The following is an 18,551-nucleotide window of genomic DNA, read 5'->3' as shown; positions in this document are numbered from 1 at the left end:
GGAGCTCGCGCGACTGCGCAGGATCCTCGATCGGCCCGCGGGACCGGATCGTCCCGCACGGTGCTCAGCGGAGCACCGGGTCACCCATCCGTGTGTGGCGCGATGCCGTCCCGGTAGTCATGCGGCCAACGTAGACCATCGACCAAGGCCGAAGCCAGTAACGCCAGTTGCGACTGCCGGCGCCCCGGTTTCCGCGGTTCACCCGTCCGTCGACCTCGTGGACCCGCACTTGGGGGCAAATGCCGCATAGGTGAGTATGCGTACCGTATGGGTGTAAAAACTGTGGCATGGCTTCAACCCCCAAGGCGGCCCAGCCGCCCATCGCGCAGCAGCAGGCGGAGCTCAAGGGCCGGCTCTCGTTCGCGGACGGACAGGACTTCGAGGACGCCCGCCGCGGGCTGATCGCCCGGCGCACACCGAACGCCGTCCTCGGGGACGACGGCACCACGGTCTGGGACAACGACACCTACGCGTTCCTCGACGGCGACGCCCCCGACACCGTCAATCCGAGCCTGTGGCGGCAGTCCCGCCTCGCCGCGGAACAGGGCCTGTTCCAGGTGGTCGAGGGCATCTACCAGGTACGCGGCCTCGACCTGTCGAACGTCACCTTCGTCGAGGGCACCACCGGCGTCATCGTCATCGACCCGCTGCTCTCGCAGGAGACGGCAACCGCGGCACTCGACCTGTACCGGGAACACCGCGGGCCACGGCCGGTCACAGGAGTCGTCTACACCCACTGCCACGCCGACCACTTCGGCGGGGTCAAGGGCGTCACCACGCAGGAGGACGTGGACGCCGGACGGGTGCCGGTACTGGCGCCCGAAGGCTTCACCGAGCACGCCGTCTCCGAGAACGTCTACGCCGGCACCGCGATGAACCGTCGCGCCGCCTACATGTACGGCGCCGCGCTCGCCCGCGGCCCTCGGGCACAGGTCGGCGCCGGACTCGGCCAGACCATCTCCATCGGCACCATCACCCTCATCCGACCGACCGTGGACATCACCACCACCGGGCAGGAGGAGACGGTCGACGGCGTCCGCATGGTGTTCCAGATGGCGCCGCACACCGAGGCCCCCGCCGAAATGCTCATCCACTTCCCCGACCGGCGCGCCCTGTGCACGGCCGAGGACGCCACCCACACCCTGCACAACCTGCTCACGCTGCGCGGCGCCGTGGTCCGCGACCCGCACGGCTGGTCGCGCTACCTCGACGAGACCATCGACCTGTTCGGCGAGACGACCGATGTCGCGTTCGCCTCGCACCACTGGCCCACCTGGGGGCGCGAGCGGGTCGTCGAATTCCTGGGCCTCCAGCGCGACCTGTACGGCTACCTCCACGACCAGACCCTGCGCCTGCTCAACAAGGGCTGGACCGGAAGCGAGATCGCCGAGAACCTCCAGTTGCCGCCCGCCCTGCACCGGGCATGGCACACCCACGGCTACTACGGCTCGGTCAGCCACAACATCAAGGCCGTCTACCAGCGCTACATGGGCTGGTTCGACGGCAACCCCGCCCACCTGTGGCAGCACACGCCCGTCGAAACCGGCAAGCGCTTCGTGGAACTCGTGGGCGGAGCCGACACGGCCGTCGACAAGGCCCGCGGATTCTTCGAGGCGGGCGACTACCGCTGGACCGCCGAGGTCCTCAACCACGTCGTCTTCGCGCAACCGGACCACACGGCAGCCCGCGAACTCCTCGCCGACACCTACGAGCAGCTCGGCTACGGGGCCGAGAACGGCACGTGGCGCAACTTCTACCTGTCCGGTGCCACCGAGCTGCGCGACGGCCGGTTCGGAACACCGACCGTCACCACGTCGGCGGACGTCCTCGCCCAGCTCACCCCGCGCATGCTGTTCGACGCGTTGGCCATCCAGATCAACGGCCCCGAGGCATGGGACGAGAACCTGAGCCTCGACGTCGTGCTCACGGACACCGGTGAGCGCTACCGGCTGCGGCTGGTCCACGGCGTGCTCTCGCACACCGCCGCGCCGCAGAGTGAGGCAGCCGACCTCGTCCTGACGACCGCCGCCGCCGCGCTGCCCGCGCTGGCTGCCGGCGGCCTGAGCGTCGACCGTCTCGCCGGGGCGGGCGTGCGGGCCGAGGGCGACACCTCCGTCCTCACCCGCCTCGCCGCGGTCCTCGACCCCGGAGACCAGAACTTCCCGATCGTCACGCCCTGACGGCCACCCCCGGGCCGAGGTCGGCCGAGCACCCGTCGGGCTTGGCCGAGCGCGCGTCGGGCGTGGGCCCGGCACGGAGGCGAAACGACGCGCGGGCCGGGCCGCCGACGCCGTCCCGACGTGCCGGGCACCGGCTCCGTCAGGCGTCCATCGGGCGTCCGTCGGGCCTCCGTCAGACGTCCGTCGGGCGTCCGTCAGGCCCGCGCGTACGGTCCCTCGGCCGCCATGGTGTTCTGCATCGCGGTGAGCCGGCGGACGAAGAGGAGGGCGAGCACACCGGAGATCATGGTGACCAGGTCCGCGGCGATCCCGAGCAGTCCCGCCGCGAGCAACTCGTCGACGGTCTCGGCCGCCATGTAGATCCGGCTGAAGACGCGACCCATGATGGCCGCGAGCACCCAGAGCACCCACCAGGACGTCAACAGCGCCGCGGACGTCGGGCGTTCCGAGCCGTCGGGACCGCGCTGGGTGCTGGCCCGCCACGTCTGCCAGGCGATCCGGCAGGGCAGGAAGAGGTTGGCCACGGGGACGAACCAGGCGCCGATGGCCCAACCGCGGCTCAGGGTGAAGGCGTCGGGACGGAAGATCTCGCCGTTGCTCCGCACACGGTGGAACCAGACGATGAAGACGACGATCGTCGGCAGGATGGTGAGGCCCTGGAGCAGTCCGGCGATGATGGTGAGCGCGGGGGACAGGCCGAGTTCGAGATCGTCGAAATGGGTGGATGCCGGGAACCCCTGCAGCCACGACTGCTCGTACGCGCCGGCGCCGGCGGAGAAGAGGTGCGCGGCGGCAGCCGCGCCGAGCAGCCAGGTCAGGGCGGTCGCGAGGCCCTTCGGGGAGCGCAGCACGGCCTGGGGCACCGGCGGGGCCGGGTGGAAGGGCCCGCCGGGGTACGGGTGGCCCTGCTGGGGGACGTGGTACGAGGGCGGGCCGGGCTGCGGATACGGGGCCTGGTACGGGCCCGGGCCGGGCTGTGGGAACGGCTGCGAAGGCGGCGGCGAACCGGGCGCGCTGAAGGACATGACGGTGGACCCCCCACGGGAACGGATGACAAGCGGTCGGCCCCGTCGAGCGGGCGGGGACCCGGAGAAGATACGTGGACCCCGTGCCCCGAGTCCACACGGTTTCCGCTGGTCGGAGCGTACGGACCGGGCCGGGCAGGGCGGATCGCGACCCCATGCCGCCCACCCCGCCCGGGTGCCCCGGACGGGACGGATAAGGTGGCGGCGATCGTGGCGCCGGTACCGGGATGCCCGCCATCCTTCCCGAGACGGAGACACCGCCCGTGCACGAGGTGACCTATGCCGAGTCCTGGCACCCGGCGTCCCGCTCCGCCGGCCCGGCGCTGTCCGCCGAGCAGGCGCGCGTACGGGATGCCGCCGGGCTCCCCTACGCGGTGGTGTACCACCTACCGGGCCGCGAAGTCCCCCTCGGCGTACGCCTGGTGGCGTGGCAGGCGGGCTGCGTCGACACCTGGGCCTACGACGCGCACGGCCGCCCGACCGCCGAGGTGGAGCTGCGCCTGCGGGACGACGAGGAACGCCTGCTGACCCGGCGTCTGCTCGTGCGACGGTACCCGGACGCCGCGACGGGGGAGTTCGCCGTGCACTGCCCCCGGACGGCGGTGGACCTCTCCGCCGACGGCACGGCACGCGTATCGCACCAGCCCGGCGGCATGCGCGGTGACGTCCTGGAGGGCGAGGTACAGGTTGCCGACGCGAACCTCTGGACGGACCGGCCGGACTTCGACGCATGGCCCGAACGCCTCGTGACGGACCAACTCCCCGACTGGCTCGGCACGATGCCGTCCTCGGAGGCGCCGGGCTGGCGGCGGCACCCCTCCCGGCTGCTGGGTTCCACCGACTACGACCGGGTGTTCCGGGCGGGGGCCGAGATCCCGGGGCTGAAGGTCCTCGCCCCGGTCCCCTGCGGCAACCTGCGCGTACCGAGCGGGCTGCTGGCCGTGGCCTGCCCGGACACGGGGCAGGGGCTGGGCGGGATCACGGTGGCCGTGCCGCCCGGCACGCATCCGGTGGAGGCGGCCCTGGTGGAGGTGGAGGAACAGTACTGGGGGTCGTACCGCGACGTGGCGGCCGTCCGGCTGCGGATCGGTGACGCCCCCGTGGCGGTCTGGGAGATGGCGCTCGGCCCGCGCGACGACACGCTCGACCTCCGCGAGGGCGAGGCCTTCGGCTTCGGCACGGACGGCGCCACGGGCGCGTTCGGCGACGCCGAAGCCTGGCCTGACCTGCGGGACCTGCTGCACCGGGCCCGGTGGGCAGGATCAGCGGACCACCACCTGCTCGACGACACCATCGCGGGAATGCACCTGGACGGCGGGCGCCTCGGCGCCGACCTGGCCGTCTTCGGCACCGGTGGTGACGGCGTGTATCCCGTGTGGGTGGGGAGGTCCGCCGCCGGGGAGGTCGTCCGCGTGGCCGTGCAGACGGCTGTCGACATCGACCTCGACCCCCAAGGCTGACGCATCCCCCCTGACCGGATCAGCGACAACCACCCGGCGGACAAGCGTTGTTGCAGCCTCCCGGCGGACAACCGCCCTTACGACCCGGCATGCTGCCGCGCCGGCTCTCCCCACCGCCACCTCCCCCGCCGGAAACCCCGCTCCGGACGTCGGCCGGGGGCTTGCGGTCCGATCCGCCGTCGCGGTACTCGGACCCCGACCCCTCGTATCCGACGTCGTCGCGATCTTCTACGACCGGGTCCTCGGTAGGGGTGGGGAGCGGAGCCGGGAGCGTCGGGGTCGCGTACGCGCTGCGGGCCGGAACCACCGATGTGACGGTTCGGTCGGGCGAGGGAACGGAATCGGTCGGGCTCGCGGTGGCGACCGGCTCGGATTCGACTGCCGGTGCCCGCTGCTTCTCGTCACCGATTCCCGAGACGAGAGCGACGATCAGGACCAGGAGAGCCGCGGCGCATCCCATCCGAAGGCCCTTGCTCGGACGCCAGGGAACGCCGCTGACAGGTATCGCGGGCTCGGCAGGTTCGGGAACGACTACGGGTCGATCGGAGAGCCACCGGCCCGGGTCGACGGGGCGGGGGAACGAAACGGGTGGGGCCATCGGCAGGCCGTGCTGATGGCAGCCGTTCCGGCCGCTCGCACTGCGCCTTCGGCAGGGCCGCCCCTCCTTGGTGGGCCGGCCACAGCGGGACACGTCGTCAGACACAGGCGGTCCTCGATGCTGATGTGGTGAGGTCGGGAAGCGGCCCGGCCGGAGCCTGAGCCCCGCTGCGATCCGCGGAGCAGGAAGGAGGACCGAGCCTACCGCGAGAACCTTCATCGGCGCCGCCCGACGGCGGGAACAGGAACTGCTGCTGTCCGCGTCGCCGACCGGCTCGCCGGGCGGAAGGAGCGGTGGGCTCCCGAGGTGCCACCCGGTTCGGGCCGCTCAAGGCCCGCGGTACGACCACGGCCGCGAGGATCTCGCCCGGCTTGAGGTCACGGTGGATCGGACCGCAGGCAGAGGGTTCGTACGACCGCTTTCCGCAGTCACGAGGCCGGCCCCGCCGCCCCGTTCTCCCGCCGGACCAGGAACGGGTCCAGCAGCCCCGGCACCGATGCGTCGGCGAACCTCAGCGCCTCCGGCATGAGTACGTCCTTCACGTCGTACGCGCCCCGCCCGCCCGCCGTGGTCGCGGTCAGCCTCGACAGGCCCGAACGGCGTTGCCACGCCCACTGGGTGATGTTCCAGCCGATCACCCCGTCCCGGCGCAGCGCGATCGTACGGCGTTTCATCGAACCGTGCCGGGTCACCAGATACCGCCCGGTCACGCCGTGCCCCAGATTCCGCGCCGCGTCGAACGCGAGCAGTACCCCCGCCACGTGGAGCACCAGCGCCGAGATCCAGCCGATGGTGATCAGTACGTCCGTCAGCCACACCCCGAGCAGGACGAGCAGGCCCCCCACCCCGGTGCCCGTGAAGAACGCCCACCACAGCCGGCGCAGCAGTGCGTGGCGGGTGTGCGGGACGAGCCGCACGCCGGCGGTCGGATCCTCCTCCTCGCGCAGTACCGCCGCGGCCACCCGATGGGCCTCCGCGAGCGGCGCGGGCGGCAGCAGCGCACTCGTGTTGTAGACGCTGACCTCCTCGTCGACCGTACCCGCCCCACTCGCCACGGCGTACGTGTACGCCCCACCGCCCCACCGCAGCAGCAAGGGCTCGGCGATCTCCACGCCGCGCAGCCGGTCCTCCTCCAGCGTGACCGACCGGGCGACGAACAGCCCCCGGGACGCCCGCAGTGCTCCGTTCGGCTCCCGCAGCAGCCGGAAGTCCCACCACATCTCCACGTACAGGCCCACCGCCCCGCCCACCCCGACGATCAGCAGGCCCAGCGCCGCCAGGGCGAGGACCGGCAGCAGATCGGCCTGACCCAGCCGGTCGAAGAGCTGGGGCACCACCGTCGTGTCGGGGTCGGCCCCGACCGTGTCCAGCGTCTCGTACGTCGCCCCGACCGCACCGAGTCCCAGTACGACGACCCAAACCGACAAGGGGGCGTACCGCAGCCACTTCCACCGCAGCCGCGCGATGGTGTCCGGCTGCTCCTGCACGGCCGTCCGGCGCACCAGGCCCTCGCGCAGCGCCTCGGAGTCCTGTCGGGACAGCGCGTCCAGCGTCAGTACGGCGTTGCCCGCGGAGCCGACGTGGTGCCCCGTACCGACCTTCACGGTGGTGACGCGGAAGATCCGGTGCACCGGGTTCGCGGACACGTCCACGCTGCGCACCCGGTGTCGGGGGATGGTGCGGTGGCTGCGGAGCAGGACGCCCGTGCGCAGCTCAAGGCGTTCCGGGGTGAGCCGGTAGGAGGTCTTGATCCAGCGGAACACCTCGTACCCGACGACGTACAGCATCGGCAGCGGAACGGAGGCGTGCAGCCACCAGGGGGCGCCCCGCCACGACATGACCACGACCGCTGCGGTGATCAGCAGCGCGCACACGGTGCCGGTCACGCCGATGACGCGGGGGTCGAGCCGCCGCCACGGGAATTCCCCGCCGACCGGTTCGGTGCCGGCCGCCCCGGTGCCGTTCGCCCGGGGCTCCTCGGCCGGTACGTGACCGACCCGGCCCGAGGTGGCGCTCACGTCGCGTCCCCGGGGATGCTCTGCGTGATCCTGGTCAAGTCCTCCGCGAGGCCGCGAGCAGCTTCGTGCGACAAGCCGTGGATCGTGACCGCTCCCGCGACCGAAGCGGTGGTGACCACGAGCGTGGACAGGCCGAACATCCGCTGGAGCGGCCCCCGCACGGTGTCGACGGTCTGGATGCGCGACAGCGGCGCGATCCGCCACTGCTGCCGCACCCACCCGGCCCGGGTGAACACGGCTTCCTCGGTGGTCTCCCAACGATGCACCCGGTACCGCCACCACGGCATCACCGCCGTGTACAGCAGGCCCGGTATCCCCACCACGGCCGCCGACGTCAGCAGCCACTCCGCGGCCGGGGTGATCAGCGTTCCCAGCAGGACGAGGACCAGCACCAGCGGCACGAAGGCGACCAACGCCCGAACCGTCCACCAGGGGATCGACCGGCGGTCCATCGGATGGCTGGGCGGGCGCAGCTCCAGGTCCGCTCCAGAGGGAGGGGCGGGTGGGCCATGGGATTCGATCGTCTCGGAATCAGCCATGGTCATATCCCGGCACGGGTCGGGGGGCTCATGCGCAGGCCGCCCTGCGCTCCGGGTGACGTGCGCGGGCGGCTCCGTTCACGACCAACGCGGCTCCGTTCTCAGCGGTGGAGGCACCTCGCAGTCACACTACTTGCTCGCCCGTTGCGACTTGCCTGACTTCGCTTCCCCGAACTCCCCAACTTCCCTGTCGCATCAGCCGCGTTCGGACCCGTTCTGCCCGAGCGACCCGGTTCGCACGCCGGGTCGGCCGACGACGCCGGCAGGTCAGGAACCCCGCCGAGGCGGGACCAGCCGGGGGAGCCCGGGCGGCCGGCGCCCCACGGGCATCCGGGTCAGGGTGCTGCAGGGTCCGGGCAGGCGGTGAGGAGTACCCGGGCGCGGCGTCGGAGGGCCTCGTCCTGGCGGATGACACGATCCTCGACTCCTGAACGGACCACCCGGGCGTCGCCATCGGCGAGAGCGGCAAGTCGCCGCACCTGGTCGCCGGTCAACGCGTCGGGGCCGAGTGCTTCCAGGGCGTCGCAGGCACCCTCGGGGTCGGCGTCCCGTTCGGCGGAGCGCAGGGCGGCATCGGCGAGCGCGGTGCGGTCCAGTGAGGTGGGGTCGCCCACGGCCGTGAGGGCCAGTACCGCGGCGGGTGCCCGTGTCGGATCGTCGAGTGCGGCTTCCAGGCGGGCGACGAGCGGGCGCCCCGCGGGGCCGAGCAGGGCCGCCACCCGGGCGGCCCGTACGACGGACCACCTGGACCAGGGGTTCTGTTCGGCGCGCGCGAACACCGAGTCCAGAACGGCCACCACCGCCCCCGCGTCCCCCGTGACGTGCCACAGCGCCTCGGCGAGGGCCGTGTCCGCATCCAGCTCGGGCGAGGAGCCGCCGTCCGTGCCGCTGAGCGCCTCACGCAGCACGGGCGCCGGCACCGCTGCCCGAGGACCGAGCCCGCCGGCCGTCCCGGCCGCCTCCGTGAGCCGGCCGGCGCCAGCCGGAGGTCCTGTTCGAGGCAGTGCAGCAGGGGCGCGATCTCGCCGGTGAGGTCGTGGAGGGCCTTCGCCGGCGCGAGGAGTTCCCGCTCGGTCGCCACCGTACGCAACGACGTGACGGCTCGGGCGCGGTCCCTCGGGGCGCAGTCGGCGGCGACCGGGGCGATGGCACGGGCCGCCCGGTCGGGGAAGTGCGGGAGCGCCGCGCACAGTTCGGGCAACGCCGGCGCGGCCTCGGCGCCCCACCCCGCCAGCAGGTTCGTCAACTGCCAGGGTTCGTTGCCGCTCAGGGCCTCGGGCCGGGCCAGGCGGGCCCGGACCGCGTCGAGCAGTTCGCCGCTGTGGGGGAAGGCGGAGTCATGCGGGCGGCGGAACCCGGCTGCGGCAGCGAGGGCCCGCGGGCGCCGCGTGAGCCCGGCGGCCAGCAGCGGGGCCGACCGCGCGGGGGCAACGAGCACGAGAGCGGCCAGGGCCCGGTCCGCAGGGTCGTCGTCGCGCTCCGGATTCCGTCCGGCGAGAGGGGCGAGGACGTCCGCGACCGGTGCGGCGGCGCCGGCCAGCCGGCCCAGAAGGCATGACATCGCGACCACCGACTCCTCGTCGACGGCCGCCGCCCGCAGAGACCGGGCCAATCGCCGCGGGGCACTGCGGGAGAGCATGCAGGCACGGTCGGCCGCCCAGAGGCCCTCGGCCCGCACCTCGGCCCGCCCGTCGTGCAGGGCCGCGTCGACCAGCGCGAACGCCGCATCGCGTGCCACGCGCCGGCCGCGGCCCAGGAGCGCCTCGACGACGGCGGCCAACGGTTCGCCGCGTTCGAGGTCGAGGTCGGAGCGCAGGGCGTCGGCGGGCAGCAGGGACAGCATCGTCGTGTGCAGGCGCTCGCTCCACGGAGCCCCCGCGTCGAGGGAGGCGAGGACGGCGGCCATGCGGACCTCGGCCGCCTGGGACGGGTCCAGGGCGCCGGCGGCCGCCGCCGACCCGCCCTGCGGGTCGAGCCGTGCGATCCCGGACAGGACCTCCGCCCGCACGGAGGGCTCGGCTTATCGTGCCGGCCCGCTACGACACGCCCCGCCACCGGCCGTGTTCATCCCACCCGATCCGTGGAGGTGTGGCCGTGCGGCTTGGTCGCGGAGGCGGAACTGCTCCTGAACCGGCCGCAATCCAGGACGTGAGAGGATCCGGCCATGGGGAGTGAGGCCGTGTGGAGCGCTGGACCCGTCGGCGGCGCCGAGGGGCGTGAAGCCCTCCTGCGATGCGTGACGGAGGCGGTTCGAAGCGATCGGGCCGAGGTCATGGTGCTCGTGTGCGCCATGTGCGGCTCGGAGGAGTTCGAGCTCAACGGAGAGTGCTGGTGCTTCGGCTGCTGCCTGCCGATGGGCCTACCGGACGGCTGGGAGGCCGGGTTCCCCGGGCAGTACGCGTGGAGGCTTGAGCCTTCGGACACCCCACTGCCCCCCGCACCCTCCGGTCCGGGAATCCAACCCGTCATCCGGTGTCCTGAAGGACACGGCGTGTTCGAGACCGCCATAGCCGTTGCCCTCACTGCCGGTCGCACGATCTGTGGGCTCACCGTGGGCCTGAGGTGCCCGGACGACGGTTTGCTGCACCTGTACATCAACAACGCGCGCGTGGTGGCGACCGGGGGCGATACGGCCACGTTCCCGCCCGCGACCAGGGCATGACCGGGAACTGTCCGACCGCGCCGGCAGGCGGCCACCGAACCGGTGACGGCCCGCAAGGGGGGAGAGCCCCTACAGGTCCCGGGGGTGCGCCGGATCGCAGCCCGTCGCGGGGTGAAACCAGCGTCCCATCATGACTTCGAAGCTGCGAAAGCGCCTCGCCATGGCACTCGGTATCGCCACGCTGCTCGCCGCCGAGATGGCCCCCGCTTTCGCCCAGCCCGCCGGTCCTTCCCTTCTGAAGCAGTTGCGCCAGGCTGGCCATGATGAAACGGACCGTCCCCGTGAGCGCTCAGCTCCAACAGCTCCGGCCCGACGGCCGATACGGGCTCGGCCTGGTCGAACGTCCCCTGAGCTGCGGAGGAACCTACTGGAGCCACGAGGGTGGGGACGGCGGTTACATCACGCTCAACGGCGTCACCGACGACGGCAGGCGAAGCGCCGTGGTCTCCATGTCCGAGGCACGCGGCGACACGGAGCAGCACATCCTGGAGCAGGAGAACGCGGCCGGCACCCTGATCGACCGCGCACTGTGCGCCGCCGGCCCCCGCACCCGGTGAGCGGAGGCGAACCCGGGTCTTGGGGGAGGAAGTGCGGGGCACCGGGGCGGCACCCCGCACGGATGGGGGGCGTGGGCCTCGTCAGCGGGTGGTGTAGCCGCCGTTGAGGAAGAGAGTCTGGCCGTTGGCCCACCAGCCGTCGGTGAGCATGTGGCGGACCCAGGGGACGATGTCCTCGATCTTGGTGAGGTCGCCGTTCATGGCGGAGGACTTGTGGTAGGCGACGGAGTCGTCGTCCTCGGCCGGGTAGAAGAACGAGGTGTCCATCGGTCCGGGGGCGATGCTGTTGACGGAGATGTTCCGCCCGAACAGCTCCTTGGACAGGGCGCGGGTGAAGTGTTCGACGGGGGCCTTGCTGCCGGCGTAGGAGGCGTACAGGCCGGTGTAGGCGGCGAGGAGGGAGGTGACGATGGTGATGATCTTGCCGCCGTCCTCCATGCGGCGGGCGGCCTCGCGCATCACGAAGAACGCCGCCTTGGAGTTGACCGCGAACATCCGGTCGTACTCCTCCTCGGTGATCTGGGTGAGGGGCTTCTTGAGGACCATGCCGGCGGTGTTGACGCTGTAGTCGAGCTTCCCGAAGCGGCTGACGACCTCGTCGAATACCTTCTCGACCTCGGCGACCTTGGTGAGGTCGGCCTGGACCGCGAAGGCCTCGCCCGGGCCGGCGTTGATCTGCGCGACAACGTCTTCCGCCTTGGCGCGGGCGGAGTCGCTGTTGTAGTGGACGGCCACCTTGGCGCCCTCGGCGCCGATCGTGGTGCTGATCAGCCCGCCGAGGTTGCGGGACGCGCCGCCCACGAAGGCGACCTTCCCTTCGAGCGTCTTGTCAGGGGTCTTCACCATGGCTGTTCTCCTTCGAGAGCACAGGGGTGGGGTGAACGGGATGCACCCTTCGGCCGCTGAGGTCCGGTGCAACCGTCTTTCGGCAGGATGCACGCCGACCGCAGGGACGTTCTTGGACGATCCGCGGGCCTGTTGGACAATCCGCGCATCATCGGGGTGCACGGCCCCCGCCCGCGTCGCACCCGCTGATGACGGGGTGCGACGCGGGCGCGGGACGGGATGATCTAACCCGAGTTGCGAATGGGGTGGCCTTTCGACGCGCCCAAAAGAGCCGGCGAGCAGCCCTCAACAACACCACCGTCGGCTCACGGAGCGCCCCGGGGGGTATTCGCGTTGTACGGCTGTGCAATATGCCGATCACACCCGATCACGCCGCCCATCGTGATTCGCCGGTCGACCCGAGTCCATTTCTGTGGAAACCATGGGACAGCGGGCGAATGGGGGGGCGTTGGAATTTCGTTCCGGAAACAAGTGCGTCCACGGGCGGCTCGGCGGTGCCTCCTGAGGGGCCGCCGCCAGGTCCTCAAGTTCGCGAATTCATTCGCCGGGTCCGGTGGATCGGACGCGAAATCGCTGAAATCGCGTGTATCCAGGCACAACGGTTGATCCTCGACGAGGCCACACGCGGCTTCACGTTCTCGCTTGATCCGGCACCCGGGAAAGCCGCCCGGCTTTGCTGCTTTGTTGAGATTCCCGGAATGGGGCATGGCGGAATGAAGGAGACCCAGGTGGCGGTGTCATCTCGTTCGCGACGCCGGGCGAAATGCCGCTCGATGAAAGCCATCCGGCAATGTCCGGTGGACACCGACATCGACATCGAGACCGCGATGCCCGCCCGCCCCCCCCGGCTGATCAGCCGCTCACTGCCCCTCGTGTCCCGTCCATGCGCAGGCCCCCCGGCGTCAGACCCGTCGCGCGGCGCAGAGCCCGGGTGAGGTGGCTCTGGTCGGCGAACCCATGGGCGACGGCGATGTCGGCAATGCTGTCGTCGCTGTGGATCAGGGCGTTCTGCGCCCGTTCGACCCGCTGCCGCAGCACGTACTGGTGCGGCGTCTCACCGAGCGAGGCCCGGAAGAGCCGGTTGAGATGGGCCGCACTGACACCCGCGACCGTGGAAAGCTCTTCCAAGGTGATGCGGCGGTCGAGGTTCAGATGGATGTAGTCGCGCAACTCCGCCAGCCGCCGGGTCGGCAGCCCGCCCCGCCGTGGCTCCGGTCCGCCCCCGGCCGAGCAACGTCGCAGCACGATCGCGGCCGCCGCCTGCACCAGCGACTGTGCGTACAGGGCATCGACCGGCTCCCCCGACTCGTACTCGGCGACCAGCCGCTGGACGAGCAGGGTCAGGAGGGGGTCCGTGAAGTGGAAATCGGGCGCGAGCTCCATGGCACCGCGCAGACGTACCCCGCTCTCCTGCGCGTACGTCTCCAGCCACTGCGGATCCATCGACAGGAGCATTAGTTCCACGTCCTCCTGCCAGCGCGGACGGGAGGCGTACCCCGCCGGATTGACCAGCGCCTCACCGGTGTGGAACCGGGCCCGGCGGGCCGTACCGTCCGCGTTCCAGGACAGGTTCGCGGAAGGCCCGGTGTGGACCACCAGCACATGGGTGCCCGGAACCCCCGGCCGGTCCGCGGCACGCTCCGCCATACGCTCCACCACGGCGTGATCCAGATCCTGAGCACTACTGCTGAGTGAATTCAGACCGGGTTTGATGTGTGAACCGACCATGTGTGCGATTCTTCCCGCCCGGGGGTCCCTCCGCGACCCGGATCACGGAAAGAAGTCGCACGGCAACGGCAGGTGCCCGTCCGGCACCGGACGGGTCGTCCGGCACCGGACGCGTCGTCCGGAAGAGACCCGGCGGCCTCAGCCGCGGTCCCCCCCCGGTCGCTCGTTGTGCCTGCACGGGGCTCCCGAGGCTCATCGGAGGAATCCGGGCCCGGCGTACGCGTACGTGAGGTGTACGAAGGACTGCCGACTCCTGCCGATGACACGGGACTTGGAACCCCTTGATGCGGCCCATCGCGGCCCGGGGCCCGCGCCCGTGGCCCCGTCCCCCGACCGAAGTGGTTCAGTCGGTCCGGTGGTCCGCGTGCTCGGGCAGGCAGAACATCAGGGCCCACATCAGGGCGAGGAGGCCGCCGACCCACCACAGCACGGTGAGGAAGGCATCGCGGTTGAGTCCGCCGTCGGATGAGCCGTCGGTGGTGGCGAAGAACACCAGGGCGGTCAGCGCGGTACCGAGGGCGATGCCCAGGTGCATGACGGTGTTGAACAGGCCCGACGCCGATCCGGCTTCCTCGTGCGAGACCCCGGCCAGGGACATGTCGGCGAGAGGGCCACTGACCATGCCGAGGCCCAAGCCGATCAACACCACCGGAGCGGTCATCGCCGCCAGGGTCAGGCCGCCCTGACCCGCATGGACCTGGAGTCCGTAGCCGGCCATCGCGGCGAGTGTGATGAGCACTCCGGCCTGCGGCAGGCGGCGGGCGAAGCGCCCGGCGCTCTTCGTCGTGACCGTCGCGCCGGCCAGTTCTCCGACGGAGAGCAGCACGAAGGCCAGGGCTGCGTGGAAGGGGCTCATGCCCAGTCCGTGCTGGAGGTAGAGGGTCCAGGTCATGAAGAACAGCCCGCACAGCATGCCGTGTGTCAGCTGCGTGGCCATGCCGCCGGCGAACTGCCCGTCCCGGAACAGTGACAGGGCCACGAGCGGGGCGTCGCCCTGCTTGCGCTGCTGCTGGCGCAGGAAGACGGCCAGCATCAGGAGGCCCGCGGCGGGCAGGACGAAGCACCACAGCGGCCAGTCGCGGAGGTGGCCCTCGGTGAGCGGGAAGACGATCAGGACGATGGCCGGCGCGGACAGCAGGATGCCGATCAGGTCGATCCGGTCGGCCTTCTTCACGGTCGACTCGGGGATGAACCTGCGCCCGAGGACGAGCACGGCGAGGCCTACGGGCACGTTGACCAGGAAGATCGGCCGCCAGTACAGCCCGAAGAGGTCCGCCTCGGTCAGCAGGCCGCCCATCACGGGGCCCAGGACGTTGGCGAGCGACATGACGGCTCCGTACAGGCCGAAGACCTTGCTGCGGTTCTGTCCCTCGAAGGTGACGTGGAGGGTGGCCAGGATCTGCGGGATCATGACGGCCACGCCCACGCCCTGGAGGGCGCGCGCGCCGATCAGTACGCCGGGCCCGGGGGCGAGGCCGCACAGCAGTGAGGCCGAGGTGAACACGACGGTGCCGATCATGAGGATCCTGCGCCGGCCGTAGAGGTCGCCGAGGCGACCACCGGTGATCAGCCCGACGGCGATGGGCAGCGAGTAGCCGGTGGTCAGCCACTGCACGGCGTCCGGCCCGGCGCCGGTCGACTCCTGGATCGCGGGAAGGGCGGTCAGGACGACCGACTGGTCGATCAGGTCCATCAGTTCGGCGCCCAGCAGTACCAGGAGGGCGATCCAGGCGGCCGGGCCCATCTTCGACAGGCCGGGTGCGGGGTGGTGTGGGGACGGGGTGGTGTGCTGCGGCTCGTTGTCGAGCGCGGAGGAGGACACGACGGGAGGACTCCTGATCCAGAAGAATCGGGGGAGCCCTGCGGACGTCCGCACGGGGCCGGGAAACAGCGAAGCCCGGGGCAGACGGCAGAGCTGCACCCGGGAGGAGACAGAGGACTGCGAGGGAGGGTGACGCAACTCAGGCATGCGCGACGTCCGCCCCCGCACACGTGCGACACAACAGCACGCGGGAACACGGACGACTACACGGCCTGGTTGATAGGAAGTCACCTCAAGATCAGGATGGAGAAGGAACAGGAAATCCGGTCACTGCCGCCGAAACCGGCACAGCAACCGGCTCACCCTACGACACCCGCAATCCCCGTCGCACGCATTTACGGCCGGGGGGCACAGTGGTGCGGCGGCGGCGTCCGGTGCCGCGCCGGTGGTCGTGGTCTGCCCCCGGCCAGGCAATCGGTGGTCCGCGCTGACGCCGTCGAGGTCCGCAATGCGGTTCCGCTGGTGGGAAGAACCCAGCCACATGCCTTATCGGCATGCGCTTGCCTGGATCTGCGTCGGTGCGCCGTCCACACCGACCGGGCGGATTCGCCCGGCGGCCCCGTCGTGTGTCATCGGCCTGGCGCGAGCTCGTCGTCCAACGCTCGGTGTCGATGGCGTGTCAGTGCGGGAAGCGCACGGAGCGCCGCGATACGTGCTCCGGCCCCAGCGCCGGTGGCCTCGGAACCGGCCCCATCCCGCCGTATTCCGGAGGCAGCGGCTGACGGGCGGGCGCTCTCGCGCCTGGCGTGGGACGTGGCTGGGCCCCGACCAGGGGGAGTTGGTCGGGGCCCAGCGGGTGCCGTCAGCCGTGGGCTGCCGGCGGGTGAGTCGGTTCAGTGGCGGCGGAAGGTGTCCTTGATGTCTTCCTTGGCCTGGCGGGCGTTGCCCTTGGCCTGGTCGCCCTGGCCGTCGGCGGTCATTCGCTCGTTGCTGGCCATGCGGCCCATGGCTTCCTTGACCTTGCCCTTGGCCTGCTCGGCGTGGGCCTTGGTCTTCTCGGTGCCCGACATGGGGACCTCCTCGTGTAGTACCGGGTTGGTCGTGATGTCTCGCCTGCTCACGATCTGCGGGCCCAAACCCCAGGACCCCTGGCCCCACGGCCGGTCGAAGCCGGAGTCCCTTGCTGCCGGCGGAGGGCGGCCGATCCGGCGGGTGGGGCATCGCGATGGGGCTGGACGGGGGCGCCCGCGTATGCCCGCCTGCGTGGATAAGAAACAAATAAGGATCATGTGCATGGGTGGGGGAGTGCGGGGCAGTCGCTGCCTCGGAGGTTGATAACAATGGTTCCCCTGCTTCTTGTTCTTCTGCTCGCTCTGATCCTGTTCGGTGCCGGTTTCGCTGTGAAGGTCCTTTGGTGGGTCGCGATCGCGGTGCTGGTTCTGTGGCTGGTCGGGTTCGTCGCCCGCCCGAAGGGCGGGAGTGGCCGCTGGTACCGCTGGTAGCCGGCCGACAGCTCGTCACATGCAGGTGGCCCGCCCCTCCCGGGGGCGGGCCACCTGCATGTCCGGCGCCAGGGGGCCTGCTCACCTCCAGGTCGGCGGCCGTGACCTGACGACCTGGCCCTCGTACGCGGGCCGGCCGGCTGCGCGCGTTCAGCAGCTCATGGGCCGGGATGGGACTTGTGCCCTGACAACGATGCGCACATTGTCCGTTGGGCTGCCGGCGGAACTTCAGCGGGTCGCCCTTCTGGCTGAGTTGGATCCGCGTGCCGTGACCATCATCCACGGGTTCCCCGCCGGGCACGGGGGCGACGTGGGCTCGTCCGGCATGCCCGGCACACCCAGCGGCACCGTGGACAGTGCCGGCGGGGTCGGTGCGCCGCGGGGCCGGGTGTGGCGAGTTCAGGCGGCGGGCCCTTGTTGTCGGGGGAAGGCGTTGCTCGCGGCGATGGCCTGGACGAGCGCGCCCGGGCCGCCGGTGTCGGGTGTCTTGACGTTCTTGGCAGCCTTGACGGCCTTGACGGCCTTGACGGGGGCGGTGGGGCCGGGAGCGGTGCCGCCGTATCCGTGGTGTGTGTCAGCCGTCTCTGCGGGACCGGTGGGGTTGGGGGCGCCCATGAGGTCGGCGGTCGTGGTGATGGCCTGGTGGAGGGCGGTGAGGCTGGTGGTGAGGGCGTGGCGGTGGTCGGGGGTCATGGTGTCGAGGGCTTGGGCGAGGGTGTGTTCGCGGCGGGCGCGTATGCGCGCGAGGTGGCCTGTTCCGGCGGTGGTGAGGTGGAGGGTGAGTTCGCGGCCGTCGCCGGGGTAGGGCCGGCGTTGGAGGAACCCGAGGGCGGCGAGGCGGTCGCACAGGCGGGTGAGGGAGGGTGCGGTGGTGTCGAGGGCCTGGGCGAGTGCGCGCATCCGGATGCCGGGCCGGCGGTCGACGAGGTACATCAGACGCAGCTGGGAGGTGGAGACGGGGGCCGAAGTGGTGGCCTGGCGGGCGTTCTCCCACATGACGTCGAGGAGTTCGACGATGGCACCGACATGGCGGGCCGCCTCGCGGCCTGCGGGCGGCGCCGCGACGTCGCCCGCCGTCGGCGCCGGCTCGTGGTCCGCGGCGTGTGCTGTCCGGTGGTCCTCGGTGTGTGCAGGGGGGTGGCCGAGGGGGTGCGCGGGCCGGTGTTCGCTGTCGGGGTCCGGAAGAGGCATGGGGTCTCCTGCGCGAGCGGTGTGCCCGGCGAGCGCCCGGTTCCGGTGGGTGTCAATGGGTGGGGTCCGGAAGGGTGGGGCGGGCCGGTATGGACTCCTCCGTTGCGGCGGACGATCGGTCGGCCGGGCGGGACCCGGAGTGGCCCCCTGCCTCCGGTGCGGTGAGGTGGGCAAGGGTACCGGTGACGTGGAGCATTCGTTCCAGCCGAAGCGGACGGCGTTCGAGGCGCAGGGTCATGTGTGCGGCGTCGGTCATGCGGCGGATCATGAGCAGGGTCGACAGTCCGGTGGAGTCGACGGCGACCAGACCCGCGCAGTTCAGGGCGAGTTCTTCCCCCGCGTCGGGTTCGGCCAGGAGCTTGGTGATGCCGGTCAGGAGGACATCGGCATGGTGGTGGTCGAGGTCGCCGTGGAGTTCGACCAGCACGCCGTCGTCCGTGGCCAGGTACTTCAGTTCGAGGGGGTTGAAGGGTGGCGGCATGG

General features: G+C 71.5%; 16 protein-coding genes. 6 read left to right on the top strand and 10 right to left on the bottom strand.

Annotated elements, in window-relative coordinates; all coding sequences use genetic code 11:
* Nucleotides 1–287: 287 nt before the first annotated feature.
* Nucleotides 288–2,180 carry an alkyl/aryl-sulfatase gene (locus ACZ58N_RS20870; RefSeq protein WP_471161866.1) on the top strand — a complete coding sequence of 631 codons (1,893 nt, stop codon included), beginning with the start codon at nucleotides 288–290 and terminating at the stop codon, nucleotides 2,178–2,180.
* 194 nt (nucleotides 2,181–2,374) lie between these two features.
* Here the strand turns inward: ACZ58N_RS20870 and ACZ58N_RS20865 are convergent, their stop codons facing one another.
* The gene (locus ACZ58N_RS20865) at nucleotides 2,375–3,205 is read right to left on the bottom strand and encodes a DUF4328 domain-containing protein (protein ID WP_471161863.1); all 831 of its coding nucleotides are present in this window, start codon (nucleotides 3,203–3,205) and stop codon (nucleotides 2,375–2,377) included.
* Nucleotides 3,206–3,432: 227 nt separating this feature from the next.
* On the opposite strand from ACZ58N_RS20865, the gene ACZ58N_RS20860 reads away from it, so the two are divergent.
* Nucleotides 3,433–4,665, top strand: coding sequence for a DUF4241 domain-containing protein (locus tag ACZ58N_RS20860; protein ID WP_471161861.1), 1,233 nt, complete (start codon nucleotides 3,433–3,435; stop codon nucleotides 4,663–4,665).
* Nucleotides 4,666–5,691: 1,026 nt separating this feature from the next.
* Here ACZ58N_RS20860 and ACZ58N_RS20855 read toward each other — a convergent pair.
* From ACZ58N_RS20855 to ACZ58N_RS20845, 3 genes are all read right to left on the bottom strand, one after another.
* The gene (locus ACZ58N_RS20855; RefSeq protein ID WP_471161858.1) at nucleotides 5,692–7,281 is read right to left on the bottom strand and encodes a PH domain-containing protein; all 1,590 of its coding nucleotides are present in this window, start codon (nucleotides 7,279–7,281) and stop codon (nucleotides 5,692–5,694) included.
* Nucleotides 7,278–7,820 carry a PH domain-containing protein gene (locus ACZ58N_RS20850; RefSeq protein ID WP_471161855.1) on the bottom strand — a complete coding sequence of 181 codons (543 nt, stop codon included), beginning with the start codon at nucleotides 7,818–7,820 and terminating at the stop codon, nucleotides 7,278–7,280. The genes ACZ58N_RS20855 and ACZ58N_RS20850 overlap by 4 nt, the downstream gene beginning before the upstream one ends.
* A gap of 335 nt (nucleotides 7,821–8,155) precedes the next feature.
* Nucleotides 8,156–8,728, bottom strand: coding sequence for a hypothetical protein (locus tag ACZ58N_RS20845; RefSeq protein ID WP_471161853.1), 573 nt, complete (start codon nucleotides 8,726–8,728; stop codon nucleotides 8,156–8,158).
* A 431-nt stretch (nucleotides 8,729–9,159) separates the two neighbouring features.
* On the opposite strand from ACZ58N_RS20845, the gene ACZ58N_RS20840 reads away from it, so the two are divergent.
* The 3 genes from ACZ58N_RS20840 (at nucleotide 9,160) to ACZ58N_RS20830 (ending at nucleotide 11,039) form a co-directional block, all read left to right on the top strand.
* Nucleotides 9,160–9,378: a hypothetical protein gene (locus ACZ58N_RS20840; RefSeq protein ID WP_471161850.1), complete on the top strand. Its 219-nt coding sequence runs from the start codon at nucleotides 9,160–9,162 to the stop codon at nucleotides 9,376–9,378.
* A 933-nt stretch (nucleotides 9,379–10,311) separates the two neighbouring features.
* Complete coding sequence (locus tag ACZ58N_RS20835; RefSeq protein WP_471161847.1) at nucleotides 10,312–10,482, top strand: hypothetical protein; 171 nt, start codon at nucleotides 10,312–10,314, stop codon at nucleotides 10,480–10,482.
* Between the two features lie 281 nt (nucleotides 10,483–10,763).
* The gene (locus tag ACZ58N_RS20830) at nucleotides 10,764–11,039 is read left to right on the top strand and encodes a hypothetical protein (protein ID WP_471161844.1); all 276 of its coding nucleotides are present in this window, start codon (nucleotides 10,764–10,766) and stop codon (nucleotides 11,037–11,039) included.
* Between the two features lie 81 nt (nucleotides 11,040–11,120).
* Here ACZ58N_RS20830 and ACZ58N_RS20825 read toward each other — a convergent pair whose 3' ends face one another.
* The 4 genes from ACZ58N_RS20825 to ACZ58N_RS20810 form a co-directional block, all read right to left on the bottom strand.
* The gene (locus ACZ58N_RS20825; RefSeq protein WP_471161841.1) at nucleotides 11,121–11,885 is read right to left on the bottom strand and encodes an SDR family oxidoreductase; all 765 of its coding nucleotides are present in this window, start codon (nucleotides 11,883–11,885) and stop codon (nucleotides 11,121–11,123) included.
* A gap of 852 nt (nucleotides 11,886–12,737) precedes the next feature.
* A complete protein-coding gene (locus ACZ58N_RS20820; RefSeq protein WP_471161838.1) occupies nucleotides 12,738–13,532 on the bottom strand; it encodes a helix-turn-helix domain-containing protein in 795 nt (264 codons plus the stop codon).
* 424 nt (nucleotides 13,533–13,956) lie between these two features.
* Entirely contained in the window at nucleotides 13,957–15,435 is a 1,479-nt protein-coding gene (locus tag ACZ58N_RS20815) for an MFS transporter (RefSeq protein WP_471161835.1), read from the bottom strand.
* Between the two features lie 833 nt (nucleotides 15,436–16,268).
* Nucleotides 16,269–16,445 (bottom strand): CsbD family protein, encoded by a 177-nt coding sequence (locus ACZ58N_RS20810; protein WP_471161833.1) that lies wholly within the window; start codon nucleotides 16,443–16,445, stop codon nucleotides 16,269–16,271.
* 270 nt (nucleotides 16,446–16,715) lie between these two features.
* On the opposite strand from ACZ58N_RS20810, the gene ACZ58N_RS20805 reads away from it, so the two are divergent.
* Nucleotides 16,716–16,877, top strand: a complete 162-nt coding sequence (locus ACZ58N_RS20805; protein WP_125603700.1) for a hydrophobic protein — start codon at nucleotides 16,716–16,718, stop codon at nucleotides 16,875–16,877.
* Between the two features lie 399 nt (nucleotides 16,878–17,276).
* Here ACZ58N_RS20805 and ACZ58N_RS20800 read toward each other — a convergent pair whose 3' ends face one another.
* Together ACZ58N_RS20800 and ACZ58N_RS20795 are read right to left on the bottom strand one after the other, a co-directional pair.
* Nucleotides 17,277–18,068 carry a MarR family winged helix-turn-helix transcriptional regulator gene (locus ACZ58N_RS20800; RefSeq protein ID WP_471161829.1) on the bottom strand — a complete coding sequence of 264 codons (792 nt, stop codon included), beginning with the start codon at nucleotides 18,066–18,068 and terminating at the stop codon, nucleotides 17,277–17,279.
* A 52-nt stretch (nucleotides 18,069–18,120) separates the two neighbouring features.
* Nucleotides 18,121–18,549 (bottom strand): STAS domain-containing protein, encoded by a 429-nt coding sequence (locus ACZ58N_RS20795; RefSeq protein ID WP_471162046.1) that lies wholly within the window; start codon nucleotides 18,547–18,549, stop codon nucleotides 18,121–18,123.
* Nucleotides 18,550–18,551 lie beyond the last annotated feature (2 nt).

The sequence above is a fragment of the Streptomyces sp. NPDC040432 genome, from assembly GCF_055595445.1.
The sequence above is the reverse complement of the archived record's forward strand: the minus strand, read 5'-3'. Positions and strand labels throughout refer to the sequence as shown.